Genomic DNA, 16,540 nt, shown 5'->3' with positions numbered 1-16,540 from the left:
GCGACCAGCCTTGCACGGTCAGATTCTGCGGCGCGTCCCCGGGCTGCGCAATCTGCCATGTAGACAGCAGGCTCATTTCAACGCGATCGCAGCCGATTTATGGTGTTTTAAGCCACAAGCGCTAGTGGAACATGCCTGGACAGCTATCACATAGATAGCAGCTCACCGCCTGCGCCCTGGCCTGAGGCGCCCGCCACCACCCTCGGCATCTTTGACAGAATGCGGCCATGGTCACCGCTCCTACTCATTCACGCTCCTCGCACGCCGCCGCTGGCCGCCCGGCCCAGTTCTGGCTCATGAAGTCCGAGCCCGACGAGTGCTCCATCGACGATGCCCTGGCCGCGCCCAACGCCACGGTGCCCTGGACGGGCGTACGCAATTACCAGGCCCGCAACTTCATGCGCGACGACATGCAGGTGGGAGATGGGGTGTTGTTCTATCACTCCAGTTGTCCTGCGCCCGGCATTGCGGGCATTGCCCGTGTGGCCAGCGGCATCCGGGCCGACCCCACGCAGTTTGACCCCGCGTCGCCATACCACGACCCCAAATCGCCACGAGACGCGCCCCGCTGGCTGCTGCTGGACGTGCAGGCGCTGCGCAAGACCCGGCTCATCGGCCTGCCCGAGCTGCGGGCCCGGCCCGAGCTGGCCACCATGCGCCTGCTGCAGCGTGGCAGCCGCCTGTCGATCACACCCGTGTCGCAAGACGAGTGGACGGTGATCACCACCGAACTGATGACGCTGCGATAGGGCTTGCGGCGGATCAGCGGCGCGCCAGCCAGACACCGAAGACGGACAGGCCCATGCCCACCAGCGCCAGGCCCGATCACGGAAACCCTGAAATGGAGCACAGATGGTGCACCCCTTGCGGCGCCCCCCGGGCGGGAGCGGACTGGACACACAGGACGGCGTGTCCGGTCAGGTGTTCAGCAGGTGCCCCGTGGTGACCAGAATCAGGCAGCCCTCGACACTGTAGGGCTGGTGCTGGCTGCCATGCGGGCTGCGCAGCCAGCTGCCCGCCGGGTAGTGGCCGTGCTCGTCGGAGAACACGCCTTCGACCACCAGGATCTCCTCGCCGCCATGGTGGCGGTGGGGATTGAAATAGGTGCCGGGCGCCCAGCGCACCATGGCGGTATGACGGGAGCCGAAAGCACTGAGCGGCAGCACCGTCAGCCCGCCGACCATGCCCTGAAACCAGGAAGCAGTGCGGGTGTTGATGACCACCCGTTCCGTATCAGCGGGGTCGAGATACCGCAGCTTGACGAACAGAGTGCAGCCATCAATGGAATACGGAGCGTGCCCGGAACCCGGCGGGTTTTGCAGATACGTGCCTGCGGGGTAGTCACCCAGTTCATCGCTCAGCGTGCCTTCGAGCACCAGGATCTGCTCACCCAGGCCATGCGAATGGTGGTCGAACCGCGCACCGGCGTCGTAGCGCACGATGGAGGTCGCTCGCGCCACCTCGCCCCCGTCACGCTCGAGCAGGCGGCGGTGCACCAGCGGCGATGGCGACTGCTGCCAGGGCAATGCCTGGCTATCAATCACGCAGCGTGCCGTGTAGTCGTTGTTGAGCAGCGTGTGGGCGATGGCGCTCATGGAGCCGTGCCTGCCGGCTGATCAGGGGCACATGTTCCGCGAGCGGGGGTGGCGTCAGGGGTGGCGTCGGGAATGGCGTCCGTCAGCGCAGGTCGGCACATTTGTTCGCCATTCCACACCTGCCCGCACCAGCAGCGCCCCTCGGTATCAATGATGCAGGTGCCGGTGCCGCAACAACGGTCATCGTCTGGCATAAGGTTCTCCGATATGGGGCGTGGAAGAAATAATCAAGGCCGAAACAGGAGCACCACCTGCTCCGGCGACTGGCCAGCCGGAATTGTCGGTGGAGGACGGTAGCCAGTGCCTGGCGCAGGGCATTGCCTGAGGCCACCCGTTTGGCGGAACGCAGCCGAATACACCCTGCTCCCACGCAACAGGGCGATCTCTCCTGCGTCCGTAGGTTCACAGTTCGCAACGGGCAGCCAACCAAACGCTCCACTCCCCGGGACTCGCACGAACATGGTTCGCGCCCTCGTCCAGATCGCGTTCGCGCGTGCCATCCCCCCTCACGCAGGCGCGCGGTACACCAGCACCTTCAGCGCCCGCTCCTCGTCCACATCGGCAAACACGGTTGGGTTGGCCACGCGCTCTACAAACTGCAGCTCAGGCGCCAGCTCGCGCATCTGGTCCTGCAAAAACGCCAGGCCCAGCTCGGGCGCGTTCAGGCACAGCAGCGCGTGGCCGCCGGGCGCCAGCAGGTCGGGCAGGCGGCGCATCAGGCGGGCGTAGTCCTTGGTGGCCACAAAGCTGCCCTTTTGGTAGCTGGGCGGGTCGACGATGACCAGACCATACGGCCCGCTACGGTTGATCTTGCCCCAGCTGCTGAAAATGTCGTGCGGCAAAAACGCCGCGCCGGTGGTGATGCCGTTGAGCTGGTGGTTTTGTTGGCCCACGGCAATGGCGCCGTGGGCCATGTCCACATTCACCACCTGTTTGGCGCCCGCCTGCAGCGCCACCACCGAAAACGCGCAGGTGTAGGCAAACAGGTTCAGCACCTTGAGGCCATAGCGGTCGGTGCTGCGGGCGGCGGCATAGTCGCGCACCCAGCGCCGACCTTCGGCCATGTCCAGAAACAGGCCGTGGTTCTGGCCACGCAGCACATGCACGCGGTAGCGCGCGCCCGCCTCGGTCACTACATGCGGGTCGGGCACGGCGCCGGCCATCAAGCGCGTCTCGCTGCGGCCCTCCATGCGAAGGGCCTCGCCCCGGTGCTGAAACACCCAATTCAACACCTCGCCCGCCGGGGCAATCTGCGCCCAGCGTGCCTCCAGCGCGGCGCCGATAGCGGCCAGTTGCTCATCGGTGGCCGGTGCAAAGCCGGTGACGACGAAGACGGGCGGGTAGGCGTCCAGCACCCACTGCTCATCGCCCGGGTGTTTGCCACCCCGCCCATGAAAGACGCGCATGGCGTCGGTGGGCAAAGGCATGGTGGCAATGGTGTCGAGCAGGGCTTGCATAGAAAAGTTGAAGTGTTTTTGGCCGCTAGCGCTTATACATCATGCGCTAGCAGCTATCATTTTTGAATGGTTGGTCTGACCAGAAGGAACGGGTGCGGGCGCCATCACGCCAGCTACTGCACGGGATCTGCAACATGGCCCGGCGCTGTCGCCTGCAAATGCGCCACCAGCGCGGCGGCAAAGCCGGAAAGCAGCACGCCCTTGCGGGTGCAAATCTGCAGGTCGCGCTGCGCCCAGGGCTCGTTCATTTCCAGCACCACGGGCGGCTCGGCCAGGCCCGCCGTGCTGACCGCGCTGCGCGGCACCATGCCAATGCCCACACCCGCGCCCACCATGCGGCACACGGCCTCAAAACTGCGCACCTGAATTCGCACGTCCAGGTGCTGGCCCAGGGCGGCGGCAGCATTCATGGTGAAAGTGTGAATGGACGACCCCGCATGCAGCATGACAAACGGGTGGCCCAGCACCTCGGCAAAACCCACGCCCGTGCGTGACGACAGCGCGTGGCCCCGGGGGACGATGAGCACCAGCCGGTCTTGCCGGTAGGGCAGCAGGTCCACGCCTGCACTGTGGCCGCTGTCTGCCAGCACGCCCACGTCAATCTCGCCGCCGGCCACGGCCACCACGATGTCGGTGCTGGTACGCTCTTCCAGACTCACGCTGACCTGCGGGTGCTGGCGCAAAAAATCTGCCAGGTCGTCGGGCAAATACGTGTGCGTGGCATGCGTGTTGGCCCACAGGCTGACATGGCCGCGTATGCCCGTGGCAAACGGCGACAGGTTGGCGTGCATCTGCTCCAGGCTGGCCAGCACCTGGCGCGCGTTGCGCAGCAGCGCCTCGCCCGCGCGGGTCAGCGCCACGCCGCGCGCCTGGCGGTCCAGCAGCGTGGCGTTGAGCGCGTCTTCGAGCCGCCGGATGCGGTGGCTGGCCGAAGACGGCGCCAGAAACGCGCGCGCCGCGCCACGGGTGAGGTTGCCCTCTTCCGCAACCGCCACAAAAAGGCGCAGGTCCGTCAGGTCGTAGTTCATGGGGGTGCTGTGTTCGCCTGCAACGAACGCTGGCTTGGGAGATGGGCAATTGTGCCTTGCTGCAAATGCACCGACCATTCAAAAACCGAACGAAACAGCGTCAGAGGACTGCGCTCAAAGGTCCGCCCCACCCTTGTCCCTTAGCCCCTTGCCAAGTTAGTTGCCCCTATGTCCATCAAAACATGGTCCCCCGAACGCGTTGGGCTGGCCCTGGCCGTGCTCGCAGCGTTCGGCTTCTCGTTCAAAGCCATCTTTGTGAAGCTGGCCTACGCCGTGCCGCAGGCGGTACAGGTGGACTCGGTCACCCTTCTGGCGCTGCGCATGCTGTTTTCGGTGCCGGTGTTCGCCTGGGTGGGCTGGCGCGCCAGCCGCAAGCTGGCACCGCTGGCCCGGCGCGACTGGCTGGCGGTGGTGGCGCTGGGCCTGCTGGGCTACTACGGCGCCAGTATTCTGGACTTCGTGGGGCTGCAATACATCACCGCCAGCCTGGAGCGGCTGATTCTGTTCACCTACCCCACGCTCACCATCCTGATCGGCGTGCTGTTCCTCGGCAAAACCGCGTCGCGCCGGGAGATGGCAGCGCTGCTGCTGTCGTATGCGGGCATTGGCCTGGCGTTTGCGCACGACCTTCACATTGCGGGCGACACGCGCGCGGTGCTGATCGGCGCGGGCTTTGTGTTTGGCTCGGCGGTGTCGTATGCGTTCTACCAGGCAGGCAGCGAACCCGCCATACGCCGCCTGGGCGCTGCCCGCTTCACGGCGCTGGCCATGCTGGTGTCCACCGTTGCCACCCTGCTGCACTTCGCCGCCACCCAGCCGGCGGTTGCGCTGGTGCAGCCCGCGCCGGTGTATTTGCATGCCCTGGGCATGGCGGTGTTCTCCACCGTGCTGCCGGTGTTCATGACCTCCGCCGCCATCCGCCGCATCGGCGCACCCAAAACCGCGCTGATCGGCACGCTGGGGCCCATCCTCACCATCTTCTTTGGCGCATGGCTGCTGGGCGAGCCGCTGACCGCCTGGCAGATGGGCGGCGCGGGATTGGTGCTGTCGGGGGTACTGCTGATAAGCAAACGGCCGGTGGCCGCCGTGGCACAACCGCCGCGAGCGGCCGCCCCGCTCGGCGCAGGCGAATCACACTAACCGCAGCAAATAGGCGCGGCCACGCCAGCGACCAAGGCGCGCGGGTGCGTATGACGGGGCTGCCGTTACGGGTTTTGCTGGGATAAGTGGCTATGTTGCTGGTGGATGGGCAGAACGTGAGGCTGGGGTGCAGTGTTGGCAAACGGATAGAAGCACCACGCACCATGCACAAAAAAGCCCGCATGCAGCGGGCTTTCAGATAACACCGTGGCGGGATCAAACGCGCGGGACGGGTGTGCCGGAGTTCACGCACAAGGCCATGTTCAGCGCCTTGATGGCTGTCTTGTAGTCTTCGCGTTCGATCACGAACTGCATGTTCACCTGGCGCAAGGTTTGCGACACGCAGTTCACGTTGACCTGCGCATCCGCCAGCGCTTGCGCCGCCTTGGCGAGCACGCCTGGGATGCTGATGTTGGAGCCAATGGTGCAAACGATGGCGCTGGGCTTGATCGTCACGACCTGGTAGCCCTCCTGCAGCTCGGCCACCAGCTCGGGCGTGACCTGGTTGTCCCACACCAGATGGGCGATGGAGTTGGCGTTGGTCGCCTTCAGGATGTAGCTCACATCGTGCTTGCAGAACACGTTCATCAGGCCCGCATCAAAGCCCACGGTGCCCACCATGCTGGGGTCGTGGATCTCGATCAGCGTGACCTTGTCGGTGCCAGTGACGATCTCGACGCGCGCGCGCTCGCCCACAAAGTCTTTGGTGATGAGCGTGCCGGGGTGGTCGGGCTCAAACGTGTTTTTGAGGCGGATGGGAATGCCCGCCAGTTCCATGGGCTTGGCAGCCTTGGGGTGGATGGCTTCCATGCCCACGTCGGCCAACTGGTCGGCCACGTCGTAGTTGGTGGCGCCCACCACGATGGCGTTTTCCAGGCCCACCAGGTTAGGGTCGGCGGACGAGAGGTGGAATTCCTTGTGGATCACGGCCTCGGCGGGGCGCACTTCCACGGCGATCTTGCTGAAGGTGACTTCGGAGTAGCCCCGGTCAAACTCGCGCATGATGCCTTCAGTGCCTTTGGTGTAGCCAGTGGCCACCACCACCTTGTCGCTCAGGTCCAGGCCCTTGAAGCTTTGCGCAATGCGCTCGTCGATGGTCCAGGCTTCGTTGTCGTCAAAACCAGCCAGGTCCATCAGGATGGCGTTGACACCATTGGCCTTGAGGATCTCGACCGAGTTGAACGCGCTGTGCGACTCGCCAATGGAGGCCAACACTTCGCGCGCAGCCAGCAGCACATCCTTGCGGCTCAGATAGCCACTGGCCAGCACGTGCTGCATGGCGTTCAGGTACTCACGCGCCTGGCCAACGCGCTGGTCGATGAAGGCGTCTGCCACATCCAGCGGCAGGCGCAGGTCGGCGTAGCCCGCGTTCAGCTTTTTCAGGCTGGCGGCCAGTTGGGTCAAGGCGTCCTGGTAGCCCTTGCCTTCAGCAAACAGGGCGTAGATGCCGCGCTCGCCCGTCTTCTTGTGCTCCAGCAACTGGTTCGTCACGCCCGAGTAGGCGGACACCACATAAATCCGGCCGTAAATGCGCTTGGGGTCGTGCAGCATGATGTGGCGCAGCACATCGCCAAAGGCGGTCATGGAAGTGCCGCCGATCTTCTCGACAGAGATCTTGGAGTTTTGAACGTCTTGCATGGACAGGCTCAGGGGAGCAAAAAAGTTGGAAAGCCGGACGGGTGTTCTGCCAAGGGGCTCAGCGGCAGGAAACCCTCTATTTTCCACGACTTTTGGCGGGCCCCTTCCGGGCGGTTTCAGGGGCATCAGTCTGCGCCAGTACGTGCGTGACTTCCGCCAGGACCGCGGGATGGGGTCACCAGTTGAGTTGCAAGTCTGCTGCTGCGGGGATCTCGCAGGTTGTTGCCAATCGTCTCGTACCCTGCGCCTTCCCCAAACAGCTATTGCGCCAGACGTTGCGCAACGTATTGCCTCAAACGCGCTTCATTCCCGCTCAAGGCCTGTGTAGTCGATGGCAACATCCATGGAGCTTTTGCTTCAACATGCAGTAGCTGTTCCCTGGTCGGGTCTCCCACCCGCTCATACAGGCGCGCAAAGTCCGCAGAATCGGAATCTGCCGTGCCCAAGCCGAACCGGCGCCGCATCACCTCGATCACCAGGCCGTGGGGCGTACGGCCGTCGGCCTGGTCGCGCAGGCCAAGCTCAAAGAGCCGCAGCAATGTGGCATCTGATGCTCCTGACATGAAGTAGTTCGGATTGGCACCCACAAGGTCCAGGCCCTGACCGTTCTGCTGCAACAGGTCGATCCCTAGAATCTCCAAACGCCGAATTCGCTCTGTATCCAGATCGAAACCAGGTTGAGGGGAGGCCACAGACCACCAGACGGGAATTTCATCACTGCCAGGTGTCACCGCACACTGGATCGGCAGGCCTCGGTCCAAGAAGGCGCGCAGGGCGATATCCGGAAAGTCGTTCTCGTAGATAGTACGAAGCAAGGCCTGCTGACGTTTGCTGCATCCTCTGGGTCCTGCAGATGGCACCCGCGCTTCAAAGGCCAGTGTGGCCTGAAGAACCACCGGGATGCGCTCAGCGAAGAAACGTGAGGTATTGCTCCTGAGACACTCACGCTTGAGCGCATCCAGGGTGCCCTCACTCAAGGGCTTGCCGCTGCGCTCAAGCAGATCATTCGCTTGGCTCAAGTTTCCCGAGCAAGTAGCACGCACCAACGGGTTTCGGCTGTCGGTGGCAATTGCTTCCGCCAAGCCGTCGCGCAAGCCCGTCAGATGGCCTCGTGCCCAGGACTGCGCGTGACCAATGGCCAAAAGGGACATCGCCCAGAACAATACAACGCCCCCCAAGCGTTTCCATGCTCCTTCGCGAGAAGCCACTTTCTGCGGCAGCGCAATGAGCAGAAACTGCAGCACAACCACCAGTACGTAGGCTCCCTGCGCCAGCATTACCAATGCTGCCCAGCCCACATCGAGCCCAGCAGCGACTTGTTCGGCCAGCTTGCCTCGTGCGAACGCCCAAGAACCGATGCACAACAACGCCAAGGGAATGGCAGGGAAAGCCCAGCCCCACGCCCGCGAACTTGGATGTCGGTACAACATGAAGCCCATGGCGACCAAACTCGCCAGGGCACCAACGATGAGACCCGTACCAAGCCCAATGCCGGAGGGTGCAAGCAACAGCCCCCAGGGGAAAAGCAGCGCTACAACACCCATCGACAATTGAAAGATGTAGAACGCCCAGTAGACAGGTGCGACCAGGGCGAACAACAGCAACGGCGACAAGGCCAGCAGGGCCATGCGATTTCTACTCAGCAGGGCATTCTGGAAAACACGGAGGATCAAAGGCATGTGACTGAGCAGCTGGCATTTGGAACATGAGGCCATGGCGGTACTTGGCCGTTTCGGCACCATTTCCGCCAGCTGCGAGTATTGCACCCCATTGCCCTGCCTCTTGCCCATCCGCCCACATGCGAAAAAGCCCGAACTGTTGCCAGTTCGGGCTTGTGCGTGGAGAGATGGGGACGTGCTTTGCTACTTCTTCTGCGGCGGCACGTCGGTGCACGAGCCGTGCGCAATCTCCGCCGCCATGCCGATGCTCTCGCCCAGCGTGGGGTGCGGGTGGATGGTCTTGCCGATGTCCACCGCATCCGCGCCCATCTCGATGGCCAGCGCGATCTCGCCAATCATGTCACCCGCATGGGTGCCGACCATGCCGCCGCCCAGGATCTTGCCGTGGCCATGGGCTTCGGGCGAGTCGTCGAACAGCAGCTTGGTCACGCCCTCGTCGCGGCCGTTGGCGATGGCGCGGCCGGAGGCCGTCCAGGGGAACAGGCCCTTCTTGACCTTGATGCCTTGCGCCTTGGCCTGGTCTTCGGTCAGGCCCACCCAGGCCACTTCGGGGTCGGTGTAGGCCACGCTGGGGATCACGCGGGCGTTGAAGGCGGCGGCTGCCAGTTCCTTGTTGCCCTGCAGTTCACCCGCGATGACTTCGGCCGCCACGTGTGCCTCGTGCACCGCCTTGTGCGCCAACATGGGCTGGCCCACGATGTCGCCGATGGCGAAGATGTGCGGCACGTTGGTGCGCATCTGGATGTCGACGTTGATGAAACCGCGGTCCGTCACGGCCACACCGGCCTTCTCGGCGGCGATCTTCTTGCCGTTGGGCGTGCGGCCCACGGCCTGCAGCACCAGGTCGTACACCTGCGGCGCCGGGGCGGTACCGCCCTCTTCCGCAGCGGCAAACGTCACTTCAATGCCTTCAGGCGTGGCCTTGGCGCCCACCGTCTTGGTCTTGAGCATGATGTTGTCGAAACGCTTGGCGTTCATCTTCTGCCAGATCTTGACGAGGTCGCGGTCGGCGCCCTGCATCAGGCCGTCCATCATTTCGACCACATCGAGGCGCGCGCCCAGTGTGCTGTAGACGGTGCCCATTTCGAGGCCGATGATGCCGCCGCCCAGAATGAGCATGCGCTTGGGCACTTCCTTGAGCGCCAGGGCGCCGGTGGAGTCGACCACGCGCGGGTCGTCAGGCATGAAGGGCAGGCGCACGGCCTGGCTGCCGGCGGCGATGATGGCCTTCTTGAAGGCGATGACCTTCTTGGTGCCCGTCTTCTCCTGGCCGGTGCCGGTGGTTTCTTCCACTTCAAGGTGGTTGGCGCCGACGAAAGCACCGTAGCCACGCACAGTGGTCACCTTGCGCATCTTGGCCATGGCGGCCAGGCCGCCGGTGAGCTTGCCGATGACCTTTTCTTTGTGGTCGCGCAGCTTGTCGATGTTGACCAGCGGCGCACCAAAGTCCACTCCCAAGTCGGCCATGTGGCTGACCTCGTCCATAACGGCTGCCACGTGCAGCAGCGCCTTGGAGGGGATGCAGCCCACGTTCAGGCACACGCCGCCCAGGGCTGCGTAGCGCTCAACGATGACGACCTTGAGGCCCAAGTCTGCCGCGCGGAAGGCGGCGCTGTAACCACCGGGGCCGCCACCGAGCACTAGCACGTCGCAGTCCAGGTCAGCCGTTCCAGCAAAGCTGGATGCTACTGAATTGGTAGCTGCTTGTGCTTGTGGAAAGGGCGCTGAAGCCTGTTTTTGCTCAGTAACTGCGGGCGCTGGTGCGGCGGCAGGTGCTGGAGCTGCCGCGCCTGCGCCCTGCACTTCCAGCGTCAGCACCACCGAGCCTTCGGCGATCTTGTCGCCGAGCTTCACTTTCAGCTCCTTGACCACGCCAGCATGGCTGGACGGGATCTCCATGGAGGCCTTGTCGGACTCCACGGTGATCAGGCTCTGCTCGGCCTTGATGGTGTCGCCGGGTTTGACCAGCACTTCGATGATGGCCACTTCGGCGAAGTCGCCGATGTCGGGCACCTTGATGTCGATGATTGCCATGGTGTGCTTGCCCTTTCGTTACATCACGATGCGGCGGAAGTCCGCCAGCAGCGAGGCAAAGTACACGTTGAAGCGCGCAGCAGCGGCGCCGTCGATCACGCGGTGGTCCCAGCTCAGGCTCAGCGGCAGCATCAGGCGCGGTGCGAACTGCTTGCCGTCCCACTTGGGTTCGATGCTGCTCTTGCACACTCCCATGATGGCGACTTCGGGGGCGTTGATGATGGGCGTGAAGTAACGCCCGCCAATGCCACCCAGGGAGCTGATGGAGAAGCAACCGCCGGTCATGTCGGCCGGGCCGAGCTTGCCGTCGCGCGCCTTCTTGGCCAGGTCGCCCATCTCTTGCGAGATCTGGACGATGCCCTTTTGGTCGGCGTCGCGGATGACCGGCACAACGAGGCCGTTGGGCGTGTCGGCCGCAAAGCCGATGTGGAAGTAGTTCTTCATCACCAACTGGTCGCCGTCGAGCGAGCTGTTGAACTCGGGGAACTTCTTGAGCGCGGCCACGGCGGCCTTGATCATGAAGGCGAGCATGGTGACCTTGACGCCACTCTTCTCGTTTTCCTTGTTGAACTGCACGCGGAAGGCTTCGAGGTCGGTGATGTCGGCGTCGTCGTGGTTGGTGACGTGCGGGATGACGACCCAGTTGCGGTGCAGGTTGGCGCCGCTGATCTTCTTGATGCGCGAGAGGTCCTTGCGCTCCACGGGGCCGAACTTGGTGAAGTCCACCTTGGGCCAGGGCAGCAGGTCCAGACCCACGCCGGAGCCGCCAGATGCTGCTGCGGGCGCTTTGGCCGCCTGGGCCTTGGTTTGCACCGCGCCAGTCATCACCTGCTTGGTGAAGGCAGCCACGTCGTCCTGGGTGATGCGGCCCTTGGGGCCGGTGCCCTTGACTTCATCGATGGGCACACCCAGTTCGCGGGCGAACTTGCGCACCGAAGGCGATGCATGGGGCAGGCCTGCCGTGGGAGTGCCGGGCTGGTGGGCAGGGACAGCCACCGAAGCGGTGGCAGCGGCGGGTGCTGCGGCTGCCACCGCAGGAGCGGCCACAGCCACTGGGGCTGGTGTCGGCGCAGCGGCCGCAACAGGTGCTGCTACAGGCGCTGCAGCAGCTGCCGTACCTTCAAGCAGAGCCACCAGATCACCAATGTTGACGGTGTCGCCAATCTTGACCTTGAGTTCCTTGAGCACGCCAGCGGCAGGCGACGGGATCTCCATGGAGGCCTTGTCGGATTCGACGGTGAACAGGGACTGCTCGACCTTGATGGTGTCGCCGACCTTGACCAGCATCTCGATGACGGCCACGTCTTTGAAGTCGCCGATGTCGGGCACTCGCACTTCGACCGGGCCAGTGGCCGCAGGGGCAGCAACAGGCGCTGCCGGTGCGGGTGTGGGTGCAGCTACCGGAGCGGCAGCCGCCGCAGGAGCCGATGCAGCAGCGGGGGCTGCGGCAGCGCCCGCGTCAGCGGACTCCACCACGGCAATCACCGAGCCTTGCTTGACCTTGTCACCCAGCGCAATCTTGAGCTCCTTGACCACGCCTGCGTGGCTGGATGGGATCTCCATCGATGCCTTGTCCGATTCGACCGTGATGAGCGACTGCTCGGCCTTCACGGTGTCACCCACCTTGACCAGCAACTCGATCACGCCCACTTCGTCAAAGTCCCCGATATCCGGGACTTGAATGTTGACCAATGCCATTGTTCTGTCTCCGTTCGGTTTATGCGTAGAGCGGGTTGATCTTGTCGGCCTGGATGTTGTACTTGGCAATGGCCTCCGCCACCTTGGTGACAGGCAACACGCCGTCTTCGCTCAGCGCCTTGAGGGCGGCCACAACGATGTAGTGGCGGTTGACCTCGAAATGCTCGCGCAGCTTGCTGCGGAAGTCGCTGCGGCCAAAACCGTCGGTGCCCAGCACCTTGTAGTTGCGGCCACCCTTGGCCGAGCTCTGCACAAAGGGACGGATCTGCTCTGCATAGGCCTTCATGTAGTCGGTCGATGCGACCACGGGGCCGGTGCTGCTGCCCAGTTGCTGCGCCACGAACGACACACGCGGCGTCTCCAGCGGGTGCAACAGGTTCCAGCGGTCGGCGTCCTGGCCTTCGCGGGTGAGTTCGTTGAAGCTGGGGCAGCTCCAGACATCGGCCTGCACACCCCAATCGGCAGCCAGCAGGGTTTGTGCGGCCAGCGACTCGCGCAGGATGGTGCCTGAGCCCAGCAGTTGCACGCGCTTGTCTCCCTCGGCACCGGGCTTGCACAGGTACATGCCCTTGATGATTTGCTCTTCCGTGCCTTCCACAAGGCCTGGCATGGGGTAGTTCTCGTTGAGCAGCGTGATGTAGTAGAAAACGTTCTCTTGCTGCTCGACCATGCGCTTGAGGCCCCGGTGCATGATCACTGCCACTTCGTGGGCAAACGTGGGGTCGTAGCTCACGCAGTTGGGGATGGTGTTGGCCAGGATGTGGCTGTGGCCATCTTCGTGCTGCAGGCCTTCCCCGTTGAGCGTGGTGCGGCCCGAGGTCCCGCCCAGCAAGAAGCCACGGGCCTGCATGTCACCCGCCGCCCAGGCCAGGTCGCCAATGCGCTGGAATCCGAACATCGAGTAGTACACATAGAACGGCACCATGATGCGGTTGTTGGTGCTGTAGCTGGTGGCAGCAGCGATCCAGCTGGCCATGCCGCCGGCTTCGTTGATGCCCTCCTGCAGGATCTGGCCGGCCTTGTCCTCCTTGTAGTACATCACCTGGTCGCGATCGACCGGGGTGTACAGCTGGCCCTTGGGGTTGTAGATGCCGATCTGGCGGAACAGGCCTTCCATGCCAAAGGTGCGGGCCTCATCCACCAGGATGGGTACCACGCGGGGGCCCAGGGCCTGGTCGCGCAGCAGTTGCGTGATGAAACGCACGTAGGCTTGTGTGGTGGAGATTTCACGGCCTTCGGCCGTGGGCTCCAGGATGGCCTTGAAGGTTTCGATGGCGGGCACGGTGAAGTGCTCGTCGGCCTTGGGACGGCGCTTGGGCAGGTAGCCACCCAGGGCCTTGCGGCGCTCGTGCAGGTACTGCATTTCCGGGGTGTCGTCGGCCGGCTTGTAGTACGGGATCTCGGCCAGCTGGCTGTCAGGGATCGGGATGGCGAAGCGGTCGCGGATGTACTTGATGTCCTCGTCCGACAGCTTCTTGGTCTGGTGCACGGTGTTCTTGCCTTCACCCGCCTTGCCCATGCCATAACCCTTGACGGTCTTGACCAGCAGCACGGTGGGCTGGTTCTTGTGCTCGTTGGCAGCATGGAAGGCGGCATACACCTTGGCGGGCTCGTGGCCGCCACGGCGCAGCTCGAACACCTCTTCGTCGGTCATGTGCTCGACGAGCTTGAGCGTTTCGGGGTACTTGCCGAAGAAGTTCTTGCGCACGAAGGCGCCGTCGTTGGCCTTCATGGCCTGGTAGTCGCCGTCAAGCGTCTCCATCATCAGCTGCTTGAGCTTGCCGGTCTTGTCGCGGGCCAGCAAGGCATCCCAGCCATTGCCCCACAGCAGCTTGATCACGTTCCAGCCCGCGCCGCGGAACTCGCCTTCGAGTTCTTGCACGATCTTGCCGTTGCCCCGCACCGGGCCGTCCAGGCGCTGCAGGTTGCAGTTGATCACGAAGACCAGGTTGTCGAGGTTTTCGCGCGCGGCCAGGCCGATGGCGCCCAGGGATTCGGGTTCGTCCATTTCGCCGTCGCCGCAGAACACCCACACCTTGCGGTTTTCGGTGTTGGCAATGCCACGGGCGTGCAGGTACTTGAGGAAGCGGGCCTGATAGATGGCCATCAATGGCCCCAAGCCCATGGACACCGTAGGGAACTGCCAGAACTCGGGCATCAGCTTGGGATGCGGGTAGCTGGACAGGCCCTTGCCGTCCACTTCCTGGCGGAAGCTATCAAGCTGCTCTTCGCTCAGGCGGCCCTCCAGATAAGCGCGCGCATAGATGCCGGGGGCGCTGTGGCCCTGGATGTACAGCAGGTCACCGCCGTGGTCTTCGCTGGCGGCATGCCAGAAGTGGTTGAAGCCCGCACCAAACATGCTGGCCACCGAAGCAAACGAACCAATGTGACCGCCCAGGTCACCACCGTCGGCAGGGTTCAGGCGGTTGGCGCGCACCACCATGGCCATGGCGTTCCAGCGCATGTAGGCGCGCAGGCGCTTTTCGATGGCGATGTTGCCAGGGCAGTGCGCCTCTTTTTCAGGTTCGATGGTGTTGACGTAACCCGTGTTGGCAGAAAACGGCAGGTCGATGCTGCTCTGGCGGGCGTGTTCAAGAAGTTGTTCCAACAGGAAGTGGGCGCGCTCTGGGCCCTCCTTGTCGATCACGGCGGACAGCGCGTCCATCCATTCACGGGTTTCTTGCTGGTCGGTATCGGAACCGATGCCGAAACCGGCCTGAGGGTCGGGCTGAGCTGACATGCTTTGTCTCCTGTAGGTGTGGCAGCAATTTAGTACGTTGGCTCTAGTTTCGCATATTTTTTCGTAATTTCAAATGGTGCTTATGCATTTCATATTGCAATAATTTGCTGCAAGTGCACATGATCCAGAAGACATGAGCACTGCCGGGGCTCCTCTACACTCCCCACATGGATTCGATGCCCACCGCCCCCTCCCCCACGGCCACGACCGTGGCTGCGCCAATACGCTGGTGGCGCAAGTGGTGGCGCGGCTTGTCGCCCACCCGGCAAGACCGTTTTGCTGCACTCGCCCCCCTCGCGGCAGTGCTGATGTTCCTGGCCGCCATCGTTGCGGCGTTCTGGTACCTGCGTGCCGAGGAAGCCGAGCGCGAACAAGAAGCCCTACGGCGAGACGTGGAATACGCCCAGCAGCGCGTACGCCTGCGCCTGCTGGAGCGGCAGGAGCAACTCATGCGCATCGCCCGCGATGTGTCCAACCAGGACCTGGGCAAGGCAGAGTTCATCAGCCGCGCGGAGGCACTGATCAGCCAGTACCCGGAGCTGCAGGCCATCACCTGGATTGACGACCGCCGACGCATCCGCGCAAGCCAGGCGGCCCCCACACTGGCCAGTGGTGAGCTGCGCATCGCAGGCGAAGTCCTCAAGCCCGGCGACACCGCCGACACCTTTGGCCTGGCGCGGGACCTGCAGCAACCGGTGTACGCGCAGCCGGCCGCTACGTCGGGCGACGCGACCCCACTACTGCAGTTGCAGGTACCGCTCAACAACCAGGGCAAGTTCAGCGGCGTGGTGCTGGGCGAATACTCCATCGACAGCCTGCTGCGCTACGGCACCCCCACCGAAGTGCTGGCGCGCTACGCGGTGACGCTGCTCGACAGCAAGAACCAGGTGCTGGCGGGCACGCCGCTGGGCCCGCGCAACAAGGCCACGCAGTTGCTGCCATGGACGCCCAAGGCCAACGAGTACGAGGTACCGGTCTCCCCCGTCGGCAACGGCCTGGTGCTGCGCGCCCAGGCCTACCGCACATCGCTCGGTGTGGTGGGCAGCGGGCTGTTCTGGCTAGTGGGCACGCTGAGCGCGATGACGGCCTGGATGCTGATTGCCACCTGGCGCCACACCCGTCGCCGCATGCAGGCGCAAGAGGCACTGGTGGCCGAGACCAACTTTCGCCGGGCGATGGAAAACTCCATCCTCACCGGCATGCGCGCCCTGGATATGGAAGGCCGCATCAGCTATGTGAATGCCGCCTTTTGCCAGATGACGGGCTGGAGCGCCGAGGAACTCGTGGGCCTGAAGGCCCCCTTCCCCTACTGGCCCGAGGCCGATCACGAAACCCTGCAGGCCAAGCTGCGCGACGAACTGCGTGGCAACACCATGGCGGGGGGCTTCCAGGTGCGTGTCAAACGCAAAAGCGGCACGCTGTTCGACGCCCGGCTTTATGTGTCGCCCCTGATCGACGCCCATGGCCAGCAGACGGGCTGGATGACGTCGATGACCGACATCACGGAACCCAATCGCATCCGGGAACAATT

11 protein-coding genes are annotated in these 16,540 nt (G+C 63.9%); 3 read left to right on the top strand and 8 right to left on the bottom strand.

Annotated elements, in window-relative coordinates; genetic code table 11:
* Positions 1-227 precede the first annotated feature (227 nt).
* A complete protein-coding gene (locus tag ISS20_RS05490) occupies positions 228-749 on the top strand; it encodes an EVE domain-containing protein (RefSeq protein ID WP_291434500.1) in 522 nt (173 codons plus the stop codon).
* Positions 750-917: 168 nt separating this feature from the next.
* On the opposite strand, the gene ISS20_RS05485 is transcribed toward ISS20_RS05490, so the two are convergent.
* The 3 genes from ISS20_RS05485 to ISS20_RS05475 form a co-directional block, all read right to left on the bottom strand.
* Positions 918-1,595 (bottom strand): cupin domain-containing protein, encoded by a 678-nt coding sequence (locus ISS20_RS05485; RefSeq protein WP_291434498.1) that lies wholly within the window; start codon positions 1,593-1,595, stop codon positions 918-920.
* Between the two features lie 506 nt (positions 1,596-2,101).
* Positions 2,102-3,052, bottom strand: a complete 951-nt coding sequence (locus ISS20_RS05480; protein ID WP_291434495.1) for a class I SAM-dependent methyltransferase — start codon at positions 3,050-3,052, stop codon at positions 2,102-2,104.
* 113 nt (positions 3,053-3,165) lie between these two features.
* Positions 3,166-4,080 (bottom strand): LysR family transcriptional regulator, encoded by a 915-nt coding sequence (locus ISS20_RS05475; RefSeq protein WP_291434493.1) that lies wholly within the window; start codon positions 4,078-4,080, stop codon positions 3,166-3,168.
* A gap of 168 nt (positions 4,081-4,248) precedes the next feature.
* Here ISS20_RS05475 and ISS20_RS05470 point away from each other — a divergent pair, with 168 nt between their 5' ends.
* On the top strand, positions 4,249-5,220 hold the full coding sequence (locus ISS20_RS05470; RefSeq protein ID WP_291434491.1) for a DMT family transporter: 972 nt from the start codon (positions 4,249-4,251) through the stop codon (positions 5,218-5,220).
* 216 nt (positions 5,221-5,436) lie between these two features.
* Here ISS20_RS05470 and ISS20_RS05465 read toward each other — a convergent pair whose 3' ends face one another.
* The 5 genes from ISS20_RS05465 to aceE all read right to left on the bottom strand — a co-directional run bounded on the left by ISS20_RS05465 (position 5,437) and on the right by aceE (position 15,009).
* Entirely contained in the window at positions 5,437-6,858 is a 1,422-nt protein-coding gene (locus tag ISS20_RS05465; protein WP_291434490.1) for an aspartate kinase, read from the bottom strand.
* Between the two features lie 260 nt (positions 6,859-7,118).
* Positions 7,119-8,537 carry a hypothetical protein gene (locus ISS20_RS05460; protein ID WP_291434488.1) on the bottom strand — a complete coding sequence of 473 codons (1,419 nt, stop codon included), beginning with the start codon at positions 8,535-8,537 and terminating at the stop codon, positions 7,119-7,121.
* A gap of 183 nt (positions 8,538-8,720) precedes the next feature.
* A complete protein-coding gene (gene lpdA, locus ISS20_RS05455; RefSeq protein ID WP_291434486.1) occupies positions 8,721-10,571 on the bottom strand; it encodes a dihydrolipoyl dehydrogenase in 1,851 nt (616 codons plus the stop codon).
* Between the two features lie 18 nt (positions 10,572-10,589).
* Positions 10,590-12,269 (bottom strand): dihydrolipoyllysine-residue acetyltransferase, encoded by a 1,680-nt coding sequence (gene aceF / locus ISS20_RS05450; RefSeq protein ID WP_291434484.1) that lies wholly within the window; start codon positions 12,267-12,269, stop codon positions 10,590-10,592.
* A gap of 19 nt (positions 12,270-12,288) precedes the next feature.
* Positions 12,289-15,009 carry a pyruvate dehydrogenase (acetyl-transferring), homodimeric type gene (gene aceE / locus ISS20_RS05445; protein WP_291434482.1) on the bottom strand — a complete coding sequence of 907 codons (2,721 nt, stop codon included), beginning with the start codon at positions 15,007-15,009 and terminating at the stop codon, positions 12,289-12,291.
* A 167-nt stretch (positions 15,010-15,176) separates the two neighbouring features.
* Here aceE and ISS20_RS05440 point away from each other — a divergent pair.
* On the top strand, positions 15,177-16,540 hold a 1,364-nt coding region (locus tag ISS20_RS05440), incomplete at its 3' end, for a PAS domain S-box protein (protein WP_291434480.1).

Origin of the sequence: Acidovorax sp. (assembly GCF_016783915.1) — a bacterium.
Classification (GTDB): Bacteria; Pseudomonadota; Gammaproteobacteria; order Burkholderiales; family Burkholderiaceae_C; genus Acidovorax.
This window is presented reverse-complemented; position numbering and strand designations above follow the sequence as displayed.